Origin of the sequence: Bacillus sp. JJ1474 (genome assembly GCF_036965225.1) — a bacterium.
In the GTDB taxonomy this organism is placed as follows: Bacteria; Bacillota; Bacilli; order Bacillales; family Cytobacillaceae; genus Cytobacillus.
The window spans coordinates 1-25,486 of record NZ_JBALPC010000190.1 but is presented as its reverse complement, the minus strand read 5'-3'; the positions used below and the strand labels follow the sequence as shown (position 1 = coordinate 25,486).

The window sequence follows — 25,486 nt, the reverse complement described above, 5'->3', positions numbered from 1 at the left end:
ACTTTATTGTATGACACCTTTTGCCTTCACCTTAACCTCATAGTAAAAGCCCTTTTATCAAGATATTTTAAGATTTTTGAATTCTATTTAATAGCTAAATATCCCTTAAAAAATTTTTTTCTTATTTGAACAATACGACCTAGGCTCAGCCGCACACGCCCCTGTTAGCGTAACAACAAATATAGATAACTTGATAATTTAGTCAATTTTCAACTTAGGACTCCGAGGTGGCTCTTTTCCAATATCAATTGTAATTCCCTGCCTTTTTATTAATTCTTCTACCTTTTGTGAATAAATATAGACAGGCCCTCCTTTACAGAATTTATTATTTTCTGTATGTCGGGCAACAAAGCCTTGATAATAAATGGTCATTATGAAATTTCCACTGTAAGCCCTCAATCAAACAACGTATTTAAACGTGCAGCGCTTTCTCGTAGGATGAACGAATCCAATTAAGGGGATGCTTTTTCACATGTCGCAACAAAAACTGACAATTGTCCCCGTCACATTACATTTCAAAATTTCAATTATTACTTGGATGAGGACAATGAAAAATTACAATTAATAAGGGATTATCTTCATCAGCATGAGCAGTAGGTGAAAGCAATGTAAAAATCAATTGAAAACAGAAACACCTAAAAAAACAAATGGTATATGGGATGGGAATGTCCACATTGTTCAAAGGATACAGTTATCGAAGGAGTTTCAGAGGCATATTGCTATTTCTGTGAAAAAATTTTTATAGCTTTGAAAATAAAATATTAATGAGAACTATAATTTAAATGAGATTATTACTGAAGGAGGTTTTGCCCTAGATATGATTATACCGATAATTGATCAGAATCTATGATATATCTTAAAATAGCCACTCCTGTGTGTGCTTTTGTTTTGGTTCTTGGTAATTGTTCCAGTCATTAATTAAATTTATTTCAGGTACTTTGCTGACTTCATTTTACTGAAATTAGTTTACATAATAATGTTATTTGTCCTCTTATGTTTTTATCAAAAAAAACAGACACACTGATTTAGAGTGTCTGCTTGACCTAATTCATTCACTATTTTGTGTGCTATTAAAAAAGTCAGCATTTTCATTTCTTTTACCTTGCCGATTTTTATTTTTTCTTCATTTTTCCATCAGATTCATAACTCATTTTTAATGATTCTTCATCTTTATTTTTCATAGTTAAGTCACTCCTTTCCCTTTTATCGTGTGATTATTAAAGAATTTTATGCTTATTGCACCAATAAACAGAAAAAAATACAGGAAAGTTCCCTGTATAGAAGATAAAGAGTAATAAAATAAACTTATGTTTCAATCGGCTGCATGGCTACATTCAAATATTGGCGAAGAGTTCCAGAGACGAAATTTTATGTTTTCATGATTAGCATGGTAGCTGTAGCCAATATTTAAAAACCATTCACCTGTAGATAGAGATTGCATCAGTGTATACTTTCTGCCATCTACAGGTCTAATTTCCGTTGCAGGCGGCAAATACGTAACACTAAGCTGAGATACATCCAATTTAAGATAAGCGCCCTCCTTTACAACAAATAGGAAATCCACTTATCTTATTTCATGTCCATTTCCAGAAAACGTGGCAACTGCCTAATTTTCACTTTTTCTTCTTTTGAAGATTGGTCTCCATGACTCTTGTATTCTTTAAGAACCATTTTCCATCCTTATAAAGCCATAAGGACTCAATTATAGCGATTCTGTCTGCATGATAGGCGCCGCTGACAGCCTGAATTCCCTTTAATCCATATTGAATACTGTCAACCTTCACCGGTTTCAATGTAGAAAACGAATCTATCATTAGCTCTGTTGGCTCACTTAGTTTCCCATTTTGATAAAGACCAGTTTTTTCATAATCTTCAGCCCGATTGCTTAAATCAAATGTATAGGATTCACCAGTTTCTTGAATCGCTAAGGATGCTTTATATCCATCTAAAAATTGACTGTTAACGACGAGCGGTTCTGGCACCGTTAAATCTGTTAATGCAGAATTTTTTGCCGTAAATAAATAGTGATTTGTTATCCCGCCGCTGCCTACAGTATCAATGGTTACGAATATATCTTTTAGACCGTCATGATTTAAGTCAACATACGTAGCTCTTGGGTTAAAACCGCCATCAAATTCTGCAGTCAATGTTTTTCCATTTGATGTAGTGATTTTCAAATATATTTCTTTTAAAAACTCGGTGTCCTCATCGTATGGCAGTCCCTTAATGATAATGGTATCCTTTTTACCATCACCCGTTAGTTCTGCCTTCTCCTTGGATACGGTAATCATTTTCATCTTATTTTCACCAGCATATGTACCTGTCATTACTGACAACGATAAAAAAAAGAATGCAGCCAGGGCAAACACTAATTCCTTTTTCATGTATCTTCCCCCCTATACTTCTATCATAATAATTTTGCCCATTATTAGGAAATTCATGTAAAATTTTTTGGTAATTTTCCTCACAATCATCGTTCTGTTCTGAACATTTTCCGGATGTCTTGCTGAATTTTATCCTTCATAGCTTTGATTAAAGACATTTTCGCCGATATTTTTCTGAATCTTGGTCCCTCTTTCCCTTGAGGAAGGATATCTGTGTTTAAAAAATCAAATTAAAAATCAATCAACAACAAAAATGCACACGATACTCCATAGGAGAAATCTCGTGTGCATTGCTATCCGTATTTAATTGATCAAGCCTCAGAAGTAAACACATTTTTTCATCCAGACAGTACTTAATCAAATTTTAATCCTCTTCCTCAATTGAAATTTCTGTAAAAGAAATCGGTTCATCAGATGTAGATTCTGTTTCCTCAGATGATTCCCCTACAGATTGTTCACTTTTGGGACTTTCCTTATCCTCTTTTATTTTTGTTAAGTCTTATAAATCTTCTTTCAGCTGTTCAGATACCTCTTTCGGCATCACGTCTCGTCCATAGGTTGCCCCAATATTCAGCGCTCCACTTAAATCTTTAATCCCTAGCTGGGCAAAATTATTATTTTGCTCATATTTATCTAAATAAAATTTATCGATGCGAATTTCTTTAATTACAACCGCTTGTTCATCATTCTTCTTATTACTCTGAAAACCTGCAAACTTTTCTTCAAGAGCATCTATTCTTGTAAGCATTGCCATTTCTCTTTCATTTTGCAAGGAGATTTTGTGCTCTAAATCATGGATATACGATATAAGAGAAGCAAGTTTTTGCTGCTCGTCTAAAGCAATTGCATCTGAGGATTCAACAACAGATACCGTGAGTATTTTTTGCTCGAGTTCATATATATAAGTTGACAAATAACGAACCTTTTCGAAAAAGGGATCTATTTTCTTAATTAACGAAGCTTCAACTGATTGTAATTCCTTCGATAAATCTGAATAATTTTGTCTTGAAAAACGATTCGACTGCTGATCTTTTGAAACTTCATCCTTCCACTTAAGAAGCGAATATATTTTTTCTTCTAGCTTTGCCAGCCTGTTCACACGAAGCTCAAGGGCATTAAGCTTTAAATACATTTTTCGAGTTCAGCTATTTTCTTATTAATGTTTTCATTATTTTGATTTTTGTTGAATAATCCTTTTATAGGCATATGATTATCCTCACATTTTTATTGATATTTATTTTCAAAGAAGGGAAGTAATTTGATGAACCGAACAAACATCAACATTCAAGGTATAAAAATTAATAGTGTTGATCGGTATGCAAGAATCTAGGTAAGCTCCACGATGCAAGTTGGTAATCATGTAAAAAATCATCGTGTGGAAGGTTTTGTGAACATAATGGAGACCGAGGTTTTTTTCAAAATCCACAGTGGAGCATCGAGGTTTCCGACTTCATTGATACACAATCAGAGAAAAAAGGATAGCTTATTCGATCGGTACTCTTTCTTCTTGTATGTATAGCCTTTTATAGGTAAGAATTAGCAGCCCGTTTTGGAATTTTGCTTTAATCTGATTGGAATCTGTCGGTTCTGGCAAGTCAATAATTCGCTCAAATGGCCTTTGATTTCTTTCTTGAATAATGGCTTGGCCACTAACGATTAAGGAAGATGTACCTTTTAATAACAGTTTATTTCCAGAAACAGATACTTGGAGATCTTCTTTTTTAAATCCAGCTAAATCGGCTAGAACAATCACTTCAAGATCAGTCATATAAATATCAACAGAAGGAAATTTCGCATTAGACGGACGCCGCCCTAATGAGTTTGCCGCTTCATTCGGACTAATTCCGGTGGTTGGCCCCATATCCATATTTTCTTTCATAAATTGTTTAAAGGAGGATTGATCAAGCATCCCGTTCCAAAAATCACCTGATTGATATTTCCGGGGCTATTTCCAGCGACTGCTTTAATTTTTCAAAATCCATGCTCGTTTCCTCCTTTCTAAAAATCATAAAATTACTCATTCTGAATATAGTTCGATAAGGAGGTGAACTCCATTGGCAGGTGCATCTATTAACATTAACATTTTTCTATTGAAAATTAATTCCTTTGAAAACTGCTCTGCAGTAAATATTGGACAAAATTTGCTGGCCGACTGGAATAATGCCGATAAGAAAACGATGGGTTACGGACAAAACTTTGGGGATGATAGCTGCTTTTTAGGAACACAAAGCAGTGTGGATGATCGCGATCTTATCGATAGCCCATCATCATTTGAAAAAAATTTGATACCGTAAAAACAGGAGGCGGTAAAATGGGGATTTTTGGACCTGTATTCGTGAACTTGTTTGTTTTTAAAGTAAATGCAATGGACCGTGGAGCGTCATCAAGCTTAGGACCCAATCAGCATATTTACTCCTCTCTATCAAATAAACAGAATTACGGATTTGGTGAGGAAAATGGTGATTTGTGTGTGACGAATTTTCCAATGGTCTTGTTGAATGATTCAGATCTAAATGATACAAATTCCGTAAAGGTGAGTGCGATTTAATGCTTTAAAGAAATTTACTAAAAAATCCCCGCTATACAATTAAGCAGGGATTTTTGCTTATTTCTCAGTCCTATTAGTTCCTTGTGAAGCCTCTTGTTTCCAAACATCCATTACTTGTCCGCTTTCCCCTTCATCCATAATGAAGGAGCCATTTGAGTAGCGATCATTAAAGCGAATACTTGAGGCCGCCACGGATTCAATAACACCTTTTTCACTTTCAATAATGATTGAATCATTTTCCTTTATAACGAGTGAGCCAATAATTCGATGTGGGTTTGCTTTTAACTCCCTTAACATGACAAAACCTCGTTTTGCACGTGAAGTTCGTTCAAACTCAGCAAATTTCATCTTCTTAATAGCACCACGCTGGGTAACAATGACAACTGACTGTTCAAGTGAATTCTCAACTATCTGTCCGCCCGTTACATAGTCATCGTCTTTTAAATTAATCCCTTTTACTCCTGCTGCCCTTGTACCAACGATACTGATTTCCTCCTCAGGGAACCATAATGCATAGCCATTGTATGTAGAGATAAACAGATCTTTAGAGCTATCTGTTTCATGGACATCAATCACTTCATCATCATCTTTTAAATTAATGGCGACCAAAGGTTTAGAATAACGCTGTGCCTTGTACAGCTTAAGCTCTGTTTTCTTCACCATTCCATATTTTGTGACAAAAAGTAAATAGGTTTCTGTATCGAAATCCTTCACAGGAAGAGCCTTTACAATTGATTCGTCACCGTCAATTGGAATGATATTAGCAACATGCTGCCCAAGATCCTTCCAGCGGATATCAGGGAGCTGATGGACAGGGCAATATAAGTAATTCCCTTTGTTTGTGAATAATAACAGAACATCTGTCGTATTCATATCTAGCTGTGCTAGCAGACGATCTGAATCCTTCATGCCGAAATCCTGTCCATTGGAGGCTGCAAAGGAACGAGGACTTGTCCTCTTCACATAGCCTTCCTTTGTAACTGTTACAATAACATCCTCACTTGCGATCAGAACTTCCAAATTGATTTTGATTTCTTCAATTTCAGCCTCTATCACTGTGCGGCGATTATCAGCAAAACGTTTTCTCACGTCTTTTAATTCTTTTTGAATGACAGAATACAGCTTTTTCTCGCTCTCTAGAATAGATGTTAGCTCGGCAACTCTTTTTGATAATTCTTCTGCCTCAGCTTGGAGTGCTGTAATATCCGTATTCGTTAAACGGTAAAGCTGCAATGACACGATTGCTTCTGCCTGAGGCTCAGTAAATGCAAACTTGGCAATTAAATTATCTTTTGCATCTCTTTTATCCTTCGATGCTCTAATGGCGGCAATCACTTCATCAAGAATAGATAAAGCCTTTATTAAGCCTTCAACAATATGCTGCCTGGCTTGGGCTTTTTCCAGATCAAATGCTGTTCTTCTTGTGACGACCTCTTTTCGATGCTCGATATATGCATCTAATAACTCTCTAAGTCCCATTAGCTTCGGATGTCTGTTATAAATGGCGACCATATTAAAATTATAGGGTACTTGTAAATCACTGTTTTTGTATAAGTAATGAAGGACACCTTCAGGATCAGCGTCTTTTTTCAATTCTACAACTATACGTAACCCCGTTCGGTCTGTCTCATCTCGAACCTCGGCAATCCCTTCGATTTTTCGATCTAGCCTAAACTCATCGATTTTCTTGACAAGATTTGCTTTATTGACATCAAACGGTATTTCCGTAATGACAATTTGTTTCTTCCCGCCGCGAATTTCTTCAAATTCAGCTTTCCCTCGGACAATGATTTTTCCTTTTCCAGTTTCATAGGCCTTCTTTATTCCCTCAACACCTTGAATAATCCCGCCTGTTGGGAAATCAGGCCCTTTTATATATTTCATAAGGTCATCTATTGAGCAATTTGGGTTGTCCAATCGATGAATGACACCATCTATCACTTCATTTAAGTGATGAGGAGGAATTTCTGTCGCATATCCAGCAGAAATACCAGTAGAGCCATTTACTAAGAGACTTGGGAACATAGCTGGCAAAACGGTTGGTTCATTCGAAGTATCATCGAAGTTCGGAACAAAATCGACCGTTCTTTTTTCAATATCCTTTAGCAATTCTGAAGAAATAGCTGAAAGTCTCGCCTCCGTATAACGCATAGCTGCAGGAGGATCCCCATCAATACTTCCGTTATTCCCGTGCATTTCGACAAGCAAGTTTCGTAGCTTCCAATCTTGACTCAATCGAACCATTGCATCATAAACCGATGTATCACCATGAGGATGGTAGTTACCAATTACATTTCCAACTGTTTTTGCAGATTTTCTAAAGCCTTTTTCATGTGTATTTCCTTCCACATGCATGGCATATAAAATTCTTCGTTGAACAGGCTTTAGGCCGTCTCTTGCATCAGGTAAGGCCCTTTCCTGAATAATGTATTTACTATAGCGGCCAAAACGATCACCAATAACGTCTTCTAGAGGGAGATCGCGGAATTTCTCTTGTGTAGCCATTATTCAATCTCCTCCTCTAAGACTGATATATTTTCATTTTCTAGTATACTTGCATCCTCTTCTAAACCAAATGCTACATTTGTTTCAATCCACTTTCTTCGTGGTTCAACCTTATCACCCATTAACGTTGTTATGCGGCGTTCCGCTCTGGCTGCATCATCTATTCTAACCCGGATTAAGGTGCGTGTTTCTGGATTCATAGTCGTATCCCATAACTGATCCGCATTCATTTCGCCTAAACCTTTATAACGCTGGAGCATATAGCCTTTCCCAACTTTTTTTATGGCGTCCTGCAAATCATCTTCGGCCCAGGCATACTCAATAATTTCTTTCTTGCCTGTACCTTTGCTGACTTTATATAAAGGGGGTAGTGCAATATAAATTTTACCGGCATCCAGCAGCGGCTTCATATATCGATAGAAAAAGGTTAGGAGAAGAACTTGAATATGAGCACCGTCTGTATCCGCATCGGTCATAATAATGACCTTATCGTAGTTTACATCTTCAATGTTAAAATCCGCTCCAACTCCAGCACCAACAGCATGTATGATCGTATTAATTTCCTCATTCTTAAAAATGTCCTGAAGCTTTGCTTTTTCAGTATTAATAACTTTCCCTCGCAATGGAAGAACCGCTTGAAAACGACGGTCACGGCCTTGTTTAGCTGAGCCGCCAGCTGAATCTCCTTCCACTAAATAGATTTCATTTTTTTGAGGATTTCTTGATTGGGCAGGTGTTAGTTTTCCAGAAAGGACCGCATCCGAGCGTTTTCTTTTTTTGCCGCTCCTTGCATCCTCACGTGCTTTTCGGGCCGCTTCTCTCGCCTGATAAGCTTTAATTGCCTTTTTTATCAAAAGAGAACTTATGTTCGGATTCTCTTCAAGAAAATAAGATAAATGCTCGGATACTACCGCATCAACTGCCGATCGTGCTTCACTTGTACCAAGCTTTCCCTTCGTTTGTCCCTCAAACTGGAGCAAATCCTCTGGAACACGTACAGAAATAATTGCAGTAAACCCTTCACGAATATCGGCTCCATCTAAATTTTTATCTTTTTCCTTTAGAAGATTAACCTTTCTAGCATATTCATTAAATATACGCGTCATCGCTGTTTTAGAGCCAGCCTCGTGTGTCCCGCCATCTTTAGTCCGAACATTGTTAACAAAGGAAAGAACATTTTCCGAGTAGCCATCGTTAAATTGGAAAGCAAAATCTACTTCTATTCCATTTTGCTCACCCTCAAAGCTAACGACTGAATGCAAAACATCCTTTTCTTCATTTAAATATTCAACAAAAGCTTCAATCCCATTTTCATAATGAAAGACTTCCTGAAGACTATGCCTTTCATCGATAATTTCTATTTTCATTCCTTTTAATAGGAATGCCGATTCACGCAGCCGCTCACATAATGTTTCATAATTATACGTAGTTATTGAAAAAATGGATTCATCTGGCTTAAAGTGGATGGTTGTTCCTGTTTGATTTGTTTTTCCTATTTTTTCAAGAGTTGTTACCGGTTTGCCGCCGTTTTCAAAGCGTTGTTCATAAACAATCCCATCTCTTTTAATGGTGACGACAAGCCATTCAGAAAGAGCATTCACTACAGAGGCACCAACACCATGGAGTCCTCCGCTTGTTTTATACCCGCCCTGGCCGAATTTACCTCCAGCATGCAAGACGGTTAATATCACTTCAGGAGTTGGTTTGCCCATACGATGCATTCCAGTAGGCATCCCGCGCCCTTTATCAATAACACTTATTGAGTTGTCTTTATGTATTTTGACAATGATTTGTTCACCGTAACCTGCCAATGCTTCATCGACAGCGTTATCGACAATTTCATATACTAGATGGTGTAGCCCTCTCGCATCTGTACTCCCAATGTACATACCCGGGCGCTTTCTAACTGCCTCAAGCCCTTCGAGTACTTGTATGGCATCATCATTATAGTCAAAAGCTTCCTGATTTCTTGCCACAAACATACCCCTTTCATTACTGCAAAAAAGAATTGCTAATAAAAAAATGATCAATACTTTGCTTTTGTATCTATATAAAGAAATGAGCGTAATCATTGAAACAAAATTGATTATACATTCATTTAGCGTATTCGTCTAAAAAATAATTATCCTTTATATGATAGAAAAAGCGGATAAGAACGAGTGTTCCTTATATATATTTTACCATATTTTATTCAGCGTCTATGCTTTATTGTATCTATTTATTCAAATTTGGCAAATAAGATTTTTAATTTAGCTGATTTATGGCTGTTTCGATAGCTGCTTTTTCAAAAAATAAAAAATGAGACCTATAAAGATCTCATGTCTTTTGCATTATTTTGTTAATGCATGTTCTACCTTAATACAGCGATCCATAACAACTGTGTAGCCCTTTTCCTTTAAGAAATTATAGGCATTCTCATCTATGCATCCGAGCTGTGACCAAAATACATCAGCATTTATTTCAGCAAACTCTTTAGCTACCTCAAGCAGATGCTCTGAACGGCGAAAAACATTGACAATGTCAACATGACCATCAATATCCTTTAAGCTTTTGACAGACTTTACACCGAGCACTTCATCAACTGTTGGATTAACAGGAATAATTTCATATCCTGCATCCTGCATAGCCTTCGACACCATATAGGATGTTCTCTCAGGATTACCGCTTAAACCAACTACCGCAATTTTTTTTGACTTTTTGAGAATAACACCGAGCTCTTCCCTGCTTGGAATTTCAACAGACATAATATGTACCCTCCTACTAATAGCTTTACTTGCTTATCTATATCATACCGAAAAGTAGGTTATTTTACTAATAATGGACTCTTCTTGGCTGAAGGGAGGGTACATGTTATTTAAAATCGAAACACCTTTAGTACAATACTGTTTCCAACTTTTTCACTAATCGCTTTATGGATATATCTGATTCTCTCAATATAACTGCCTTATCAATCGTAATCATCTGTCTATTTTCCATTAGTACTTTTCCGTTCACAATCGTTGTTTCAACATCCGCTCTTGTGGCTGAATAAACAATTCTGGAAATTGGATCAATTTCTGAGGATGGATATGTGTGGAAATCATTTAAGTTCAAAATAGCGAGATCAGCCTTCTTCCCTGTTTCAATACTGCCAATTTCATTTTCCATTCCAACTGCTTTTGCTCCCCCGATTGTAGCCATTCTAAATACAGTTCTTGCATTCATGGCTGTTGGTCCATGGATAGGTTTTTGAATAATAGCAGCGAGTCTCATTTCATTGAACATATCCAGATTATTGTTACAAGGTGCTCCGTCAGCACCTAGACTTACATGTGCATGTGAGTTAAGTAATGACGGAATTTCAGCAATTCCTGAAGCGAGCTTAAGATTAGATCCTGGACAGTGGCTGACCTTAACTCCGCGCTCTCTAATAATTCTTTTCTCTTCTTCATCCAGCCACACACAATGTGCCAGAATTAAACGCTCATTCGCTAACCCAATGCTATCAAGGTAGACAACATTTCTCATTCCATGTTCTTTTTCTACTAACAAAATTTCAGTGGAATTTTCAGAGGCATGTGTGTGGACTCTGACATTGTAATGCTTTGAAAGATCCCTTACTGTTGTTAATAATTCCTCCGTACATGAAACAACAAAACGAGGGCAGAAGGCATATTGGATTCTGCCGCCATCATGATTATGCCATTTTTCAAGCAGATCGACACTTTGCTGAATGGATTCTTGCGTATTTTCCCTTAAGAGAACTGGAACTTCATCTCCCTTATCCATCATGACCTTCCCTGCTAGGGCGCGAATTCCGCTTTCCGCAATTGCTTTAAAAGCAAAATCTGTATGATGAACAGTTTCCATATCTACAACTGTTGTTGTTCCACTTTGTAATAGTTCCCCAATGCCAAGCATCGCTGAGTAATAAATGGATTCCTCATCATGAGATGCTTCCAGAGGCCAAATTTTTTGCTTTAACCAATCCATTAATTCAAGGTCATCAGCCTGCCCTCTAAATAATGTTTGGCATAAATGTATATGAGTTTGTATAAATCCCGGTATCACCGTGCGTCCTGAAGCATCAATAATTTTACTTGCATAATGGCGGAGATTTTGTCCGATTTCAACAATTTTGTCATCTACAATATAAATATCTCCTGTAATAATTTCTTCCTTCTCATTCATCGTAACGATTTCTGCGTTCCTAATGAGAATGCTGCTCATTTTACACCTCCTTGTAACTGGCTTGTCATATCGGCTTTCTTTTCGTCAAAGTTCAAAATTAATGATTTATAAAAATCGATCGATCTTTTATAGGCAGCAATACTTACCCATTCATTTGGCTGATGGGCAAGCTTCTCATCACCTGGTCCATAGATTAATGTAGGGATTTCGCTTCTTGGATTTAATACAGCTGCATCTGTATAATAAGAAACACCAAAGCAATTTGAGTCCTCTTCATTTTTTATTTCTAATGCACAGTGAATAATATCTGATGAAACAGCGGTAAGAATAGGTGGACGGTCTAACACTTTCGTTATCTTGAACTGATGGAGCTCGTTATTTTCAACAAGTTTATTAAGTTTTTGATTTAGCTGTTCTATTAAATGGTCATGTGATTGTGGAGGAACTGTACGTATATCCACCCGAATTGAACATCGATCCGGAATGACATTCGTTTGAATCCCCCCATTGATCATTGTAACCGCAAGGCTACTGCTTCCAAGAGGTTCCTTTTCTAGTTTCCACTCAACTTTTAGTGAATCTAACACATTTATTATTTGCATCATATGATCAACAGCATTGATTCCTTGATCTGGCATAGACCCGTGAGCGGTTTTTCCATATGTGCTAATTTCTAACCAAAGTGCTCCCTTATGTCCAACCACAACCTTTTCATTTGTCGGTTCACCGATTACTAGTGCATCAATGACTCGATCGTCATTTCCTTCTAAAAACGCCCTAGCTCCGCAGCTATCGACTTCTTCACCAGCTGTTGCCAAAAATGTAATAGTGGCTGGAGGTGTCTTTTTTTCCAAAATTAAAGATTCTAATGCTAAATACATGGCGGCCAAGCCGCTTTTCATATCTGAAGCCCCTCTGCCATAAATCCTTTCTTCTACAATGTCCCCTGAAAAAGGGGCATACTGCCATTCAGCCTCTCCAGGGGAAACCGTATCCATATGGCCGCACAGAAATAAATGCTTATCACCACTGCCCTTGAGTGTCACCTCAAAATTGCTCCTATTTTTCTCAAGATAAGTCATTTTAAAGGGGATGCCCTTCATCTTACATCGTTCAATAAAAGCCTCAGTTACCTCATGCTCATTACCTGGAGGATTTGAACTATTGATCCGCAGAAGCTCCTGAAGGAATTGAATATCATCCATTATTCTGCCTCCACTATTTGCATTTTTAGAGATGTAACCTTCCATCCGTTTACAGGTGCCATATCTTGCGAACATGTTGTACAGGCGATGACCACGTCCTCCAAGGCCTTGAGCCTCACATAATCTCCTGGCTTTGAAAGTGGCTCTTCAATCACATAATCGCCTTGATCGTCCAGCACATTATTCATAAATAGATTAATAGGATCTGGAACAATAGCTGGATGAATATTAAACTTCTTTAAAGCTGTTTCTAAATTGTCATAGCAATTTGGATGATCATCGTGATCAAAATCCATTTTATACCGATAATAATCGCAGGCTGGAAAAAATATATCGTGGACACCGACAGTATCTTCTACTAGCTGCATAAGAGGTCGGCGTCTATTGCTGTATAATAAATCGCCTTTTTTTAACCGAATACTGCTTAATGATGCTCTCATATGAACGGGGGATACATATTCTTGAGGATCTGCATGATTAAAACAAACAAAATCCCCAACCTGCTTCCCATCCAGATCAATGATAATAAGCTCTTCGCCTTTTCTTAAAAAAGCGCTTCTGCCTTCGTAGGGAGGAATGACTATTTCTTCACGAATTCTGTCCCTATTAAAGATTTCTCTCATAAAATCACCCTCCGTTTATTCAATAAAAACAGCAACTGCCCGGATTGGGGAGCCAGTTCCTTTCCGAATCCTGAGCGGAAGCCCGAAGTATAAAAATCTCATACCGGCTATTTGGTCCAAATTACAAAGGTTTTCCGTATTGGTCATGCCATACTCCCTGCAAATTAGGTGACCGGAATACTTGGGATCATCTGGATGATCGATTGCCGGAGAATCGATGCCGATATTGACAACGCCTTTCTCTGCTAGCCACTTAGCTGCTTGGTAATCAAGACCTGTATAAGTAGTTAACCATGCATCTGTGCCATACGACCTGTTATAATGGCCAGTATAGAGAAGAACGATATCCCCCTTCTCGATAAACTGACCCGATTTATTTAGGGCACTCTCAAGATCCTGACTCGTAATATAACGATTTGTCGGAACATGTGAGACATCAAGGCAAACGGCTGGACCATAGAAATATTCTAATGGCATTTCATCAATGTATTTCCCATTTGGATCATACTCGTATGTAGCATCACTATGGGTTGGCCCATGTTCATTAATGATTAAATTGTTTGTTGCAAATGGAAACCCTATCTTTTTTTCCGATTCTTCATGTGTAATATTAGTAAAAATCATCGTAGATGGATGAAGAGGGAAGACTGGCATCCCATGATAGATTTCCTGAGTTAAGTCTACTAATCTGACTCCCATAATTTTTCCCTCCAATTCAAAAAGCGTAAGCGCCTTCGGAACAATCAAAGGGCGATTGTTCCTGCGACGACTTTTCTTGATGTATTTTTAAATAATCGTAGGAATAACCTCAAACTTGTCTACATCAATCAATCCCATATCAGTAATTTTCCACTTCGGACTTGTGACTAGTGACCAGAAGGATAAGTGCATGAATGGAACCTCCATTCCGCAACCAAGCTCTTCCTTTGCAAGTCTGGAAAGCTCATCAACCTTATCACTCATTTCCTTACCGGTTAATTCATCTGTCATAAGACCACCTACACGGAGCGGAAGATCTCCAACCACTTTACTTTCCTTGATCATGGCAATTCCACCTCCCATTGCAATGACACGATTGACTGCGGTTACCATATCCTCATAATTCGTCCCTGTCACAATAATATTATGAGTATCATGGGCAACACTTTCTGCAATGGCTCCGCTCTTTAAATCAAAGCCATGCAAGAATGTTTTCCCTACTTTTCCTGTTCTTCCGTGACGTTCAACAACAAGTAATGGCAATACATCCTGCTTCAGACAAGGCTGGACAATTCCATCCTTTACATTCAGAGTATACTCGCCCTCGCCCGTTAAATTTTGGAAAGGGATGGCTTCAATAGCTCTTACCCTTGCACGGGATCCTGTAGCATTAATAGTGAGTTCATCTTTTGTAACTGCTTTTCTTTTAATCGATTTCTTAACACTTTCAGGATAAATATACGGGGCTATGTCGATAGTTAGTTCGCCTTTTTCAGCAGCTTTTTTACCACTGAGATATACTTGATCGATCGTCATATTCATTAAATCACTAATAACGGCAATATCTGCCCTTTTACCAGGTGCGATCACTCCTACATCCTTAAACCCGAAGTGAGTAGCCGGATTAATGGTTGCCATTTGGATGGCTTCGACAGGATCAATTCCTTCCGCGATCGTTCTGCGGACAATATCATTCATATGTCCATATTTCAGGAGATCTGCAGGAACCATATCATCTGATACTAAAATCGCTCGTCTCGAATCCAATCCATCCTCTGTAATGGCACGGATACACTCTGCCATATTTCGTTGGGAGGATCCTTCCCTCATAAACACACTTACTCCATAACGCAACTTTTCAACCATTTCTTCCTTCGTAGTCGTTTCATGACAAGAAACATGTGTGCCTCCGCTTATAATATGTGCTGCCAGTTCTTTCCCAAATAATCCAGGAGCATTTCCCTCGACAGTTTTACCAATACTGTTTGCATAGGAGACCGCTGCCACTAGATCATCTATTAATTCAGGGGCATGTTGATAAACTGGTTGGATATTACTAAAGCTTTGAATTTCGCCAATTCCTTGAACATATGGATCATTTAATAAGTCCTTCATATCCTTAGCTGAAACGTCATACCCTGAAGTTTCTAGTCCAGGAGCATCAGGTACGGCACAGGGAACAGTGAATAAGATGCGATTTGGAAGGGTTTTCGCTTCTTCAATCATCGCTTTCATTCCATGAACACCGAGAACATTACCAATCTCATGCGGGTCGCCAATTAATGTTGTCGTCCCTGTCGGTATGGACAGCTTTGAAAATTCCGTACATGTCAGCATGGCACTTTCAAAGTGCATATGAGAATCAATAAAGCCCGGGCTAATAAATTTCCCCTTAACATCTTCTATCGTTGTTTTCGGACCAATCAGATCCTTTGCATCTCCAACCATCAAAATATATTGTCCTTTAATGGCAACATCTGCTTCATATATTTCACGGGTGATTACATTAATAAAATACCCGCCTCTAAGGACTATGTCCGCATATTGATGTGGATGCAATAATACATCAATTAATTTTCGATATTGAATAGCCTCTTTTATTTTAAGAGCGTCCACCGTTTAACCCCCTATCATCGTTCCTTCCAAACTATCAATTATTCCAATAATTGCAGCATCAATGGGTGCCTCTTTATTCCTGATCGCTCGTGAAGCCATGCTTCCTGTCACATAGATCACTCTTTCACCTATGCCGGCTCCAACAGTATCAACGGTAATAATGGGGTTTGGCAGTACCTGTCCATCTAATCCAATCGGCTGTGTAATTAATAGCTTCGTCCCTACTAGATTTTCATCTTTTCTCGTAGCAGTTACCCGGCCAACCACTATTCCCATGTGCATAAAGATCGTCCCCTTATTCTGTAATTATTGCAATATTCAACTCTCTTGCCATATCCTTGGCAAGGGGAGTAATGATAGTCTGACTTGACATACTCAATGTATGTTGATTTTGTTGATGCAAATATCGTATTGTTTCTGCGGTAACAATTGATTTATTTAGTGAATGATTAAGAAAAGCATCAAAATTATCATCTTCATTGATAAGGTCTATCCCTAACCCTTTTAACTGAATCATCTGTTCCTTCAGTTTTCTTTTAAACGCTTGAGATCCTTTATCCATACCCTTCACCCGCCATAGCTGATGATTAGCGTCTATCCCTATTTTTAATGCGATGACTTTCTTACCAGTCATTAAACTATGAAGAATCAGACGGACAAAAGGTCTTTGTTCATTGAAGGAAAGAATATCTGATACTAGCGAAAATGACAGGATTGGGAGAAAGACTATATCAATCTTATTTTTTTCTGATAAATGCTGATGACAAATCCAATCATCATTGCCAATTATTCTCGCAAGGTCATTTCTTTCGTCATGTGAGTAAATCGAATCTTCCACTGAGATTCGAAGCATGCATTGTTTACTAGTTAGGTCTTTTAAATATAAAAGTCCTGGTTCCATTCCAATCAAATGAGAGGTAATTAGAGCCAGGACATATGGTCTTTTCTGTAGGCTCTTACTGTAGCTGTTTCGGTTAGACAGCTCGCGCAGAGTGTGTTTCATCATTACACTCTGCTTATTTGAGCTCATATTTATTCACCAATCGTTTTAGATAATAGGGCTCTTTCCACTTCGCTGTGAGGTCTAGGGATAACATGGACAGATACCAATTCTCCAACACGGCTTGCCGCTTCAGCTCCCGCATCTGTCGCTGCTTTAACAGCCCCTACATCTCCTCTTACCATGACAGTTACAAGTCCAAAGCCAACCTTTTCATAGCCGCAAATTTCTACATTTGCTGCCTTAACCATTGCATCAGCAGCCTCTACTGCACCAACTAAACCCTTTGTTTCTACTAATCCTAATGCTTCACCCATGATTTATTTCCTCCTCATAATGATTAATTTGATTTGTTATTGTCTTCCTCTGATTGACTGTTTTCCGTTATATCATTTTCCGCTTTTTTAGTGGTTCCCTTTTTCATTGAGCCTTTTATATTTTTTCCCTTCGCTTCAGCTCTCTCCGTATTCTCCTCAGAGCCTTCCTTCTTAATTAAGCTCTTCTCTTCAAGTTTAAAATGAGGTAATAGTTTACTTGCTACTTCGTTGTGAGCCCTTGGAATCACATGAAAGGAAATTACCTTTCCAATACGATCTGCAGCTTCCTTACCAGCATCCACAGCAGATTTAACTGCGGCGACATCCCCGCTGAAATGGACCGTAACACCCAGATACCCATTTACGCCAATTACTTTTTCGATGCCTACAATTTCTACATCCGCGGCTTTAACTGCAGCGTCTGCAGCAGAAACAGCTGTTAAATAGCCCACTGTTTCTATTAATCCTAGTGCTTGCAATTACATAGCCTCCAGTCATATAAAGTTATTTAAACCTCTCAGCTTCCTTAAGTAATTCGGCAGAGACTTCTGAAATCGTTATGAATGGACCATAAAGAAGTAAATACCCTTTCTCTACGGTATAGTTGAAATTTATATTTGGTGATTTTTTCAATAAACGATCTAATATAAGAATGGATGAATAATGATTTATTCCATCAAGTACAGCGACCCCATCTACATGAGCATTCAAATTAAGCTGTTTTGTTAACCATGGACTAGGAGAATGAACTTTAAAAAGCTGTAAAGGCTTATAAGAATGGTGAGAAAGTTTTTGAAATAATGTTTTTACGGCCTCGATTAGTTTGGCGGTATCTTCTTCATACAATTCAAGAATAAAGCCACTGCTTTTTTCTTTTTCCCATAACAAACTATATTTCATGGCCGAATACTCTCGTAAAATCTCATTCACTAGAAATAACTGGCCGATTGACGATTGTTCACTTGAAATGACCCCAACGGAATGTGACTTTAGCGGCCTCTGAAATGATTCCATCAGTTTTTCAGATAGACCAGAATAGACCCAAGCTTTTATTCCATTTCTCGTTTGGCCGATAAACTTACTTTCTTCATTAAAATGGTTATTTACATATGAACCTTTTTGAGGCTTATTTAATGGTTGGTTACCTTGTACAAGAGAGATTTTTTGCAGTTTAGATATGGAACCTGTAATGGAATCACTACTCCCCGTTTTAGTATGAACATTTCTTTGTTCATTTTTGGATGAATGATTGATTAGATCTTTATTAGTATTAGCAGGCACTCCAGCTAATCTTTTTTGGATATTTTTTTGCTGATAGTTTGGACGATTTATTCCCGCTATCGATTGTTTTGAAGCTTCTTGTTTGTTGTCATTGACAGTGGATTTCGAATAAACAAACCTTGAATTCCCCCCGTTAAAAAGAGGATTCTCTCTCGGCTTATTAGCTGGCTTTAATACTTCCTGAACAATATTTTTCATGAATTCTGACAAGCGTAATCACCTCCTAGAGAATCTTAGCAAGCTCTGCATGCGGTCGAGGAATGACATTAAAGGATACTAACTCTCCTCCGGTCTTAGAATTAGCCGTTTTCCCCACTTCAACAGCGGCAGTTACAGCTGCAACATCTCCTTCTACAATTACAGTCACTAAACCAGAACCGACTCGTTTTAAATCTACTAAACTAACATTGGCTGCTTTGGCCATGGAATCAAGTGCTTCTATAGCAGCTGTTAATCCCCTTGTTTCAATCATCCCAATTGCCTTCATTTCCATCCCCCTTTCCAAGGTCAATATGATGAACTAGTTAAATGAACTTATATTTTTTTCATTCAGGTAGAAAACTTTAACAGTTTCATTTGATTTTTCTAGTTCCTCTATAAATAATCTTCAAGATTGACTTCAATTGGAATGGATGTTCTTTTAAACATTTCTTCCTCTCCTAAAGGATATGTGGCGTCTATTCCCATTTTATCGGAAACACCTCTTAGGTTATGGGAGGATTCGAGTGGAGAACCTTTAGCTCCAGGTACAATAAATACATCATTAGAGGCCTGAACCCTAGTTGCAATCGCCCATTCAACATCGTCTGAATCGAAAATATCAACATCATCGTTTACGACAACGACATGCTTTAAATCTTTATCACTAGCAAATGCAGCAAGTGCGGCTTGCTTTCCATCCCCTTCAGACTTTTTCTCGATTTGAATGACAGCATGGTAGCGAGCAACACCTCCCATCGGAATATGTACACCTTTAATATTCGGCACGACTTGCCTAACAGTACTTAATAAGGTCGCCTCCCGAACTAGAGCCATTGGCAGTCTTTCTTCATAGCTTGAAGGGAAAATGGTCTGGTTTATGGCTTGATTCCGATAGGTTACAGCAGATATTTCCACGATTGGCTGAGGGGATCTAAACCCATAATAACCGGCCAATTCTCCAAATGGCCCTTCCATCTCACGTTCATTCGGTAACATTCGGCCCTCAAAAACAATTTCCGCTTCTGCTAGAACATCTATATCCACTGTCTTACAGCGAACAACATCTAAGGATTGTCCAAGTAAAGCCCCCGCAACGTCTAATTTATCCGTATGATATAGGTGTGTGCTAATCTGGGAACTCAAAACGACAGCTGGCACTACCCCAAACATAACGGCCACTTCCATTGGCTCACCCAGTTTTTCATAATATGAATACTGTTCCAATAACTCTGGCGAAGTAATTAAAATATTTGTTCGATTTCCGCCTAGATACTGCATTCTCCTTATAGATGTATACCTTTTCTTTCCTGTTACATCCTTTACAACAAGTATCCCTGATACATAATAGGCACCTGAATCCCCTTCGTGAAAGGTCGGTATTGGAAACAGGTCAGCTAAATCGAAATCGCCTGTTACTAAATTTTCCTGTACAGGTCCAGTTTCCTTTAAAGTTGTAGGGATTGGATTAACAATGGAGTTAATGATTTTAGGGATCAGTTCCGAAGCATGTATTCCCATGCTATCAGCAACTAGCTCACGATCTCCGCCTAATCCTGCTGCCATTGCTGATTGATACCCTTTGACTTTTTCAAAGAGGAATGGCTGCTTTCCATTTTTCGTATTTACAACAGCACCTAATTCATAGCGGGGATCTACTTCTCGTTTAATTCGATATAGGAGGCCTCTATTCTCCCAGTCATCTAATAATGCTCTCATTGTTACAGGTATCATGAATTTTCCCCCCACCTTTCCAGCAGTCGATGATCAATATTAAGCATGTCTAAAATTCGGGCTACCATGAAGTTTGCCAGCTCCCATATTTCTGTTGGCTTATGGTAGAATCCTGGGGAGGCTGGCATGATACATGCACCTGTCTCAGCAAGCAGTGTCATATTCCGTAAGTGTATTAGATTAAATGGGGCTTCCCTTGGAACGATAATAAAATTTCGTTTTTCTTTTAAAACTACACCTGCCGCTCTGCTTAGCAATGTATCGCCGACACCATTCGCAATGGCCCCAAGTGTATTCATGGAACAAGGGACTATAACCATCCCGTCTGTCAAATAGGATCCGCTTGCTATCGATGCAAACAAATTTTTATTACTATGGACAGTGGCATATTCTTTAAGCTCCTCCATCTTAACCCCGCACTCAAACTGCATTACTTTCTCTCCCATTTCCGTAACAATTAAGTGCGTTTCTATTCCTAATTGATGAAGAGCGCGGATCAAAGTATATCCATACAATGATCCGCTAGCCCCAGTAATACCCACTAAAATTCTTCTTTTTCGGTCTGTATGAGTGTTAATATTAAACAACCTTTTCGTCTAGGGAGAATTTATTTTTCGCTGCTTCTTTATATTCTTCTGTTGTCATGATATCTCCGAAAATATCAATATCTCTTAATCCGGAAACATGCATATCATCATCTTGAGACGCTGTTCCATCGGAAATACAGATTACATTATATCCATGATATAGAGCATCAGATGCGGTGCTGCGAACACAAACATTTGTCCATACGCCTGTTAAAACGACTGTATCTATTTCCTCCTCCCTAAGGAACAGATCAAAATCGGTATAGCTGAATGCACTATGTCTTCTCTTCTGAACGACATAGTCACCCTTATCCTCTTCCGGCTGCAGCTCAGGTATGAACTCTGATCCCCATGTGCCTTTTACAGCATGAACAGGTCTTACACGGAAATCCCTGTCATTTTTTCGATGAGCCTCTTGTACGTGTACTACCTGAATATCTAAATCGTGAGCAAAATCGATTAGCTCCCTAATTTTAGGGACAATTTTTTCACCACTTTCACAGCGAAGAGCTGCATTTTCACCAATAAAATCATTGAGCATATCAATTACCACAATACAATGTTTCTTTCCTTTAAGTTCCACTTATCTTTCATCCTTTCAGAAAACTGATTTCATTTTTCTTTTTGTTATATCAATATATGAAACTATTCGAATCTACATGATTGAAAACTAAAACATCAATTTTGTGTTACAGCTTCAGCTTCCTTTGTTTCTACTTTTACGGCTTCATATTTTTCATATTTTAATGTTCTTTCCAGTCTCTGAATACTTTGACGAGGCACGTACTCTCCATAGCCTGCTTCTCCGACAATTCCACCGTTATCTTCATCGAAAACAACGTTTCCGCGGATTATTGTCTGTACTGGCTTTCCTTTTAATTTCAAGCCATGTAATGGATTATACTTCGCCATTGATTCGGTTTTTTGTTCATCAATGACATATTCCTTTTCAAGGTCGATTATAGTGAAGTCAGCATCACTGCCAATTTCCATTGATCCCTTTTTCGGATAAATGCCATAATGAATGGCAGCATTCCTGCTCGTAACCTCTACAAAACGTGATAGTGATAGACGGCCTTTATTTAGTCCTTCACTTACTAGGATAGGGACCATTGTTTCTACTCCTGGAATACCAGGGAAAGTATTCCAAATCGTCGCTCCTGGATATTCTTTTTCTGTTGCTATTTCATATGGAGCGTGGTCAGTTCCAACGAAATCGATTGTTCCATCGGCAAGTGCCTTCCAGTGAGATTCATTGTCTTCCTTACCGCGCAATGGAGGAGCAATTTTTGCATATGAACCACGTTCTGACATTGAATCCTGTGCGTTTAGTACGAGGTAATGAGGGCAAGTTTCAGAAGTAACTTTAATCCCCCGTTTCTTAGCGGCCCTCACTAGCTCCACTCCCTCTTTTGTACTCATGTGCACAACATGGACACGGGCATCTGTTGCTTCGGCAAAGCTTAGAATTAATTCGATTGCGACCTTTTCAGCTAGACTGGACCTGGCCTCTGCCCATGCTGGACCATCCAAACGCCCCTCTTTTTCTAGCTTCTTAGAGTTAAAAGTGCAAATATCATAGTTTTCAGCATGCACACCTATTGGCAAACCTGTTTTTGCCACATTTTTAAAGATTTCAAGCATTTCAGCATCTGAAACCTTTGGGAAAGTTGGTACGGAAGGTGTCATATACACTTTAAAAGCGACAACCCCTTCATCAATTTGCGGATAAATATTATCGATCCAGCCTTCACGGGCATCTTCTCCCGTCATTCCTCCCCAAAAGCAATAATCTATATATGCTTGGTCACGAATCGGACCTATTTTCTTTTGGAAACTATCCCCATCCCGAACAGAAGGCTTGCTGCAGCATGGCATATCAATGATCGTTGTCAATCCGCCAGCTGCTGCTGAACGGCTTCCAGTTGCAAAAGTTTCTCTATGGGTAAAGCCTGGATCCATAAAATGTGTATGCGGGTCAATACAACCAGGAACAACTAGCTTGCCTTCAACATCAATAACCTGTGTAGCATTTAAGAAGCTAATGTCATTGGAATACCCAATAATTTTTCCATCATTTACTAGTATATTCGTTAAGACTTGGCGATCTCCTTGTGGAATATTCGCATTTTTCAGAATTAAATCCATAGTTTATACCCCTTCTGCTATTTTTATTTCTGCTTTATGCAGATTATTAAAGGACATCCATTGAGTGTTCAGTTTTTAACTGATTCATTTGCCCATCTTTAGATATATTTAAATCCTTATAATTAAAGACCACATTTAGTAAAATGGCTGTCAAGCTTCCTATTACTATTCCATTTTCAACGAGTAAACGGGCACCTGTTGGAAGACTGCCAAAGATAGCAGGAACTACCGCAGATCCTAATCCAATTCCAACGGAACAAGCAATAATTAAGAGGTTTTCGTTTTTAGTAAAATCTACAGCTGAAAGCATTCTAATCCCTGATGAAATCACCATACCAAACATTGGAATCATGGCACCGCCCAGGACAGCCATAGGGATGACGGTAGTTAGAGCTGCGATCTTAGGCAAAAGTCCTAAAATCATTAGTATGACCCCAGCAGAGATTACAACGTTTCTAGTTTTTACTTTAGTTAGAGCTACAAGGCCAACATTTTGAGAGAATGATGTATAAGGAAAAGCATTAAATATTCCTCCAATTACAACTGCAAGCCCTTCTGCTCTTAATCCCTTTTTAATATCCTTGGATTCTAGTTTTCGTTCACAAACATCCCCTAATGCTAGAAATACACCAGTGGACTCTATCATACTTACAATGGCGACTAAGGTCATTGTCAAAATAGCTGAGGCATTAAAAGTAGGCAGACCGAAATAGAAAGGCTGAACAATATGAAACCAGGAAGCATTAGCAACCTCCACGAAGCTAACCATTCCCATAAAATATGCGACTATTGTTCCTGCAATTAGCGATAGCAGGACAGAAATTGCTTTCATATATCCTTTGAAGAAACGATTCATTAAGATAATTAGAATCAGTGTAAGTATGGCTAAGAATAAATTTTTGGAGCTGCCAAAATCGGGAGAGCCCAGCCCACCAGCAGCATTATTCATTGCGACTGGAATTAAGGAAACCCCAATAATAGCAACAACTGAACCAGTGACAACAGGAGGGAAAAAACGCATAATTTTACTCATAAACTGCGATAATATCATGACGATAATTCCGGAGACAATGATGGCGCCATAAATCGCGGTTATTCCTTGTAATTGTCCAATGGCTATCATCGGCCCTACCGCTGTAAATGTACAGCCCAAAATGACAGGTAATTTTATACCGAAATGCTTTCCGCCTATGACCTGTAATAATGTTGCTATCCCACATGTAAATAGATCAATCGAGATTAAATATGCAAGTTGTTGAGCATTCAATCCAATTGCAGGTCCTACAATTAAAGGTACAATGACAGCACCTGCATACATTGCCAATACATGCTGAAATCCTAAAGTTCCAATTTTAACAGGATTTAGCTTTTCCAAGGTCAGCCCCCCATATTTACAAAATGTATCTTCTGTATAAACTCGGGATGCATTTCGCTATTTTCCTAATAAATCACCTCCAAAAATAGAAATTTGTATATAAAAAACCGCAGTAATAGAAAACATCTTCCATAAGATGATGATCTACTACTGCGGTTTCATATAACTTCCGTTAAACAAAAGCTAAAGGAACCGCTTTCAAAATGGTTAAGAGTAGTTGCGGCTTGCACAGCTCTCCCAAACAAAATTGATAGCTTATTATTCTTTAAAATAAATGATTGTACATGATTCTTCCGTAACAGGATCGTAATCTTTTAAAATGGTCTTCACTTTAAAAGGCAGCATCTCTTCAATCTGATCTTTAAATAACGATTTGAATTCAACACTTAATGCTGAATCAACCGAAATAGTCAAATGTTGGAAATTTTTACTAAGCATTTGAAGCGACTGGACCCGTTTATGCTGAGCAAAAATGATTACCATGTCATCAAATATTTCTATTCGCTGTTTCTTTACTCCGACACCGTGAATTTCTTGGTTGACTCGGTTATAAAGATGAGCAATATCCTTTTTTAAAGATTGATGGGTATGTATAGAAATAATAGACATAATTGCCTCCCGTTACTCACTATATTAAACAAAGCAAGTTTTATTGTCAATAGTATTATCTGAAAATTTACACTTGACAAAATATTGACATGGCTATTACACTACAAATCAACTTAAACTTTTTTAAAATTTTAACATTTTTGGTCAAATATATCTAATATTATTATTTTCGTATAACCTCAAAAATCGGTTTGAGGGTTTCTACTA

The 25,486-nt window shown here is 38.2% G+C and carries 26 protein-coding genes and 1 riboswitch; of the genes, 2 read left to right on the top strand and 24 right to left on the bottom strand.

The window, feature by feature from the left end; translation table 11 throughout:
* Positions 1-1,312: 1,312 nt before the first annotated feature.
* From V7164_RS20645 to V7164_RS20630, 4 genes are all read right to left on the bottom strand, one after another.
* The gene (locus tag V7164_RS20645; protein ID WP_335355101.1) at positions 1,313-1,522 is read right to left on the bottom strand and encodes a staygreen family protein; all 210 of its coding nucleotides are present in this window, start codon (positions 1,520-1,522) and stop codon (positions 1,313-1,315) included.
* Between the two features lie 91 nt (positions 1,523-1,613).
* On the bottom strand, positions 1,614-2,384 hold the full coding sequence (locus V7164_RS20640) for a hypothetical protein (RefSeq protein ID WP_335355100.1): 771 nt from the start codon (positions 2,382-2,384) through the stop codon (positions 1,614-1,616).
* Between the two features lie 499 nt (positions 2,385-2,883).
* Entirely contained in the window at positions 2,884-3,516 is a 633-nt protein-coding gene (locus V7164_RS20635) for a hypothetical protein (protein WP_335346339.1), read from the bottom strand.
* A 351-nt stretch (positions 3,517-3,867) separates the two neighbouring features.
* A complete protein-coding gene (locus V7164_RS20630; RefSeq protein WP_335346340.1) occupies positions 3,868-4,293 on the bottom strand; it encodes an Hsp20/alpha crystallin family protein in 426 nt (141 codons plus the stop codon).
* Positions 4,294-4,438: 145 nt separating this feature from the next.
* Between V7164_RS20630 and V7164_RS20625 the strand changes: the two genes are divergently transcribed.
* Both V7164_RS20625 and V7164_RS20620 read left to right on the top strand, forming a co-directional pair.
* On the top strand, positions 4,439-4,678 hold the full coding sequence (locus V7164_RS20625; RefSeq protein ID WP_335346341.1) for a hypothetical protein: 240 nt from the start codon (positions 4,439-4,441) through the stop codon (positions 4,676-4,678).
* Between the two features lie 17 nt (positions 4,679-4,695).
* Positions 4,696-4,932 carry a hypothetical protein gene (locus V7164_RS20620; RefSeq protein ID WP_335355099.1) on the top strand — a complete coding sequence of 79 codons (237 nt, stop codon included), beginning with the start codon at positions 4,696-4,698 and terminating at the stop codon, positions 4,930-4,932.
* 57 nt (positions 4,933-4,989) lie between these two features.
* Here the strand turns inward: V7164_RS20620 and parC are convergent, their stop codons facing one another.
* The 20 genes from parC to V7164_RS20520 all read right to left on the bottom strand — a co-directional run bounded on the left by parC (position 4,990) and on the right by V7164_RS20520 (position 25,279).
* Complete coding sequence (gene parC, locus V7164_RS20615; protein WP_335355098.1) at positions 4,990-7,437, bottom strand: DNA topoisomerase IV subunit A; 2,448 nt, start codon at positions 7,435-7,437, stop codon at positions 4,990-4,992.
* On the bottom strand, positions 7,437-9,413 hold the full coding sequence (gene parE / locus V7164_RS20610) for a DNA topoisomerase IV subunit B (protein ID WP_335355097.1): 1,977 nt from the start codon (positions 9,411-9,413) through the stop codon (positions 7,437-7,439). Before parE ends, parC begins: the two co-directional genes overlap by 1 nt.
* Before the next feature lie 354 nt (positions 9,414-9,767).
* The gene (locus V7164_RS20605) at positions 9,768-10,181 is read right to left on the bottom strand and encodes a CoA-binding protein (RefSeq protein WP_335346968.1); all 414 of its coding nucleotides are present in this window, start codon (positions 10,179-10,181) and stop codon (positions 9,768-9,770) included.
* Between the two features lie 127 nt (positions 10,182-10,308).
* A complete protein-coding gene (locus V7164_RS20600; RefSeq protein ID WP_335346967.1) occupies positions 10,309-11,646 on the bottom strand; it encodes a 5'-deoxyadenosine deaminase in 1,338 nt (445 codons plus the stop codon).
* Positions 11,643-12,812: a M20 family metallopeptidase gene (locus V7164_RS20595; protein ID WP_335355096.1), complete on the bottom strand. Its 1,170-nt coding sequence runs from the start codon at positions 12,810-12,812 to the stop codon at positions 11,643-11,645. The genes V7164_RS20600 and V7164_RS20595 overlap by 4 nt, the downstream gene beginning before the upstream one ends.
* Positions 12,812-13,435 carry an urea carboxylase-associated family protein gene (locus tag V7164_RS20590; RefSeq protein ID WP_335346965.1) on the bottom strand — a complete coding sequence of 208 codons (624 nt, stop codon included), beginning with the start codon at positions 13,433-13,435 and terminating at the stop codon, positions 12,812-12,814. Before V7164_RS20590 ends, V7164_RS20595 begins: the two co-directional genes overlap by 1 nt.
* A 15-nt stretch (positions 13,436-13,450) precedes the next feature.
* A complete protein-coding gene (locus V7164_RS20585; RefSeq protein ID WP_335346964.1) occupies positions 13,451-14,134 on the bottom strand; it encodes a cyclase family protein in 684 nt (227 codons plus the stop codon).
* Between the two features lie 87 nt (positions 14,135-14,221).
* Positions 14,222-16,030 (bottom strand): adenine deaminase, encoded by a 1,809-nt coding sequence (gene ade, locus V7164_RS20580; RefSeq protein ID WP_335355095.1) that lies wholly within the window; start codon positions 16,028-16,030, stop codon positions 14,222-14,224.
* A 3-nt stretch (positions 16,031-16,033) separates the two neighbouring features.
* Complete coding sequence (locus V7164_RS20575; protein WP_335346962.1) at positions 16,034-16,312, bottom strand: EutN/CcmL family microcompartment protein; 279 nt, start codon at positions 16,310-16,312, stop codon at positions 16,034-16,036.
* Between the two features lie 13 nt (positions 16,313-16,325).
* Positions 16,326-17,036, bottom strand: a complete 711-nt coding sequence (locus tag V7164_RS20570) for a hypothetical protein (RefSeq protein ID WP_335346961.1) — start codon at positions 17,034-17,036, stop codon at positions 16,326-16,328.
* 26 nt (positions 17,037-17,062) lie between these two features.
* Positions 17,063-17,347: a BMC domain-containing protein gene (locus tag V7164_RS20565; RefSeq protein ID WP_066288284.1), complete on the bottom strand. Its 285-nt coding sequence runs from the start codon at positions 17,345-17,347 to the stop codon at positions 17,063-17,065.
* Between the two features lie 23 nt (positions 17,348-17,370).
* On the bottom strand, positions 17,371-17,826 hold the full coding sequence (locus V7164_RS20560; protein ID WP_335346960.1) for a BMC domain-containing protein: 456 nt from the start codon (positions 17,824-17,826) through the stop codon (positions 17,371-17,373).
* 25 nt (positions 17,827-17,851) lie between these two features.
* The gene (locus tag V7164_RS20555; RefSeq protein WP_335355094.1) at positions 17,852-18,838 is read right to left on the bottom strand and encodes a hypothetical protein; all 987 of its coding nucleotides are present in this window, start codon (positions 18,836-18,838) and stop codon (positions 17,852-17,854) included.
* Between the two features lie 13 nt (positions 18,839-18,851).
* Positions 18,852-19,115 carry a BMC domain-containing protein gene (locus tag V7164_RS20550; protein WP_335346958.1) on the bottom strand — a complete coding sequence of 88 codons (264 nt, stop codon included), beginning with the start codon at positions 19,113-19,115 and terminating at the stop codon, positions 18,852-18,854.
* 107 nt (positions 19,116-19,222) lie between these two features.
* Positions 19,223-20,560, bottom strand: coding sequence for a UbiD family decarboxylase (locus V7164_RS20545; RefSeq protein WP_335355093.1), 1,338 nt, complete (start codon positions 20,558-20,560; stop codon positions 19,223-19,225).
* On the bottom strand, positions 20,557-21,102 hold the full coding sequence (locus V7164_RS20540; RefSeq protein ID WP_335346956.1) for a UbiX family flavin prenyltransferase: 546 nt from the start codon (positions 21,100-21,102) through the stop codon (positions 20,557-20,559). The genes V7164_RS20545 and V7164_RS20540 overlap by 4 nt, the downstream gene beginning before the upstream one ends.
* Before the next feature lie 37 nt (positions 21,103-21,139).
* Positions 21,140-21,730, bottom strand: a complete 591-nt coding sequence (locus V7164_RS20535; protein WP_335355092.1) for a cysteine hydrolase family protein — start codon at positions 21,728-21,730, stop codon at positions 21,140-21,142.
* A 95-nt stretch (positions 21,731-21,825) separates the two neighbouring features.
* A complete protein-coding gene (locus V7164_RS20530) occupies positions 21,826-23,295 on the bottom strand; it encodes a dihydroorotase (RefSeq protein ID WP_335355091.1) in 1,470 nt (489 codons plus the stop codon).
* Between the two features lie 46 nt (positions 23,296-23,341).
* Positions 23,342-24,670, bottom strand: a complete 1,329-nt coding sequence (locus tag V7164_RS20525; RefSeq protein WP_335355090.1) for a nucleobase:cation symporter-2 family protein — start codon at positions 24,668-24,670, stop codon at positions 23,342-23,344.
* Between the two features lie 258 nt (positions 24,671-24,928).
* Positions 24,929-25,279, bottom strand: a complete 351-nt coding sequence (locus V7164_RS20520; protein ID WP_335346952.1) for a Na-translocating system protein MpsC family protein — start codon at positions 25,277-25,279, stop codon at positions 24,929-24,931.
* A 149-nt stretch (positions 25,280-25,428) separates the two neighbouring features.
* Positions 25,429-25,486, top strand: a riboswitch (purine riboswitch). This riboswitch is flagged as partial in the annotation.

Bases quoted from the DNA above. Each gene is read 5' to 3' on its own strand.
- V7164_RS20550 (WP_335346958.1), bottom strand. From the start codon at position 19,115: ATGAAGGCAATTGGGATGATTGAAACAAGGGGATTAACAGCTGCTATA.
- parC (WP_335355098.1), bottom strand. From the start codon at position 7,437: ATGGCTACACAAGAGAAATTCCGCGATCTCCCTCTAGAAGACGTTATT.
- V7164_RS20595 (WP_335355096.1), bottom strand. From the start codon at position 12,812: ATGGATGATATTCAATTCCTTCAGGAGCTTCTGCGGATCAATAGTTCA.
- V7164_RS20575 (WP_335346962.1), bottom strand. From the start codon at position 16,312: ATGCACATGGGAATAGTGGTTGGCCGGGTAACTGCTACGAGAAAAGAT.
- V7164_RS20600 (WP_335346967.1), bottom strand. From the start codon at position 11,646: ATGAGCAGCATTCTCATTAGGAACGCAGAAATCGTTACGATGAATGAG.
- V7164_RS20545 (WP_335355093.1), bottom strand. From the start codon at position 20,560: ATGATACCTGTAACAATGAGAGCATTATTAGATGACTGGGAGAATAGA.
- V7164_RS20565 (WP_066288284.1), bottom strand. From the start codon at position 17,347: ATGGGTGAAGCATTAGGATTAGTAGAAACAAAGGGTTTAGTTGGTGCA.
- V7164_RS20605 (WP_335346968.1), bottom strand. From the start codon at position 10,181: ATGTCTGTTGAAATTCCAAGCAGGGAAGAGCTCGGTGTTATTCTCAAA.
- V7164_RS20530 (WP_335355091.1), bottom strand. From the start codon at position 23,295: ATGGATTTAATTCTGAAAAATGCGAATATTCCACAAGGAGATCGCCAA.
- V7164_RS20590 (WP_335346965.1), bottom strand. From the start codon at position 13,435: ATGAGAGAAATCTTTAATAGGGACAGAATTCGTGAAGAAATAGTCATT.
- V7164_RS20520 (WP_335346952.1), bottom strand. From the start codon at position 25,279: ATGTCTATTATTTCTATACATACCCATCAATCTTTAAAAAAGGATATT.
- V7164_RS20630 (WP_335346340.1), bottom strand. From the start codon at position 4,293: ATGCTTGATCAATCCTCCTTTAAACAATTTATGAAAGAAAATATGGAT.
- V7164_RS20620 (WP_335355099.1), top strand. From the start codon at position 4,696: ATGGGGATTTTTGGACCTGTATTCGTGAACTTGTTTGTTTTTAAAGTA.
- V7164_RS20635 (WP_335346339.1), bottom strand. From the start codon at position 3,516: ATGTATTTAAAGCTTAATGCCCTTGAGCTTCGTGTGAACAGGCTGGCA.
- V7164_RS20570 (WP_335346961.1), bottom strand. From the start codon at position 17,036: ATGATGAAACACACTCTGCGCGAGCTGTCTAACCGAAACAGCTACAGT.
- V7164_RS20585 (WP_335346964.1), bottom strand. From the start codon at position 14,134: ATGGGAGTCAGATTAGTAGACTTAACTCAGGAAATCTATCATGGGATG.
- V7164_RS20640 (WP_335355100.1), bottom strand. From the start codon at position 2,384: ATGAAAAAGGAATTAGTGTTTGCCCTGGCTGCATTCTTTTTTTTATCG.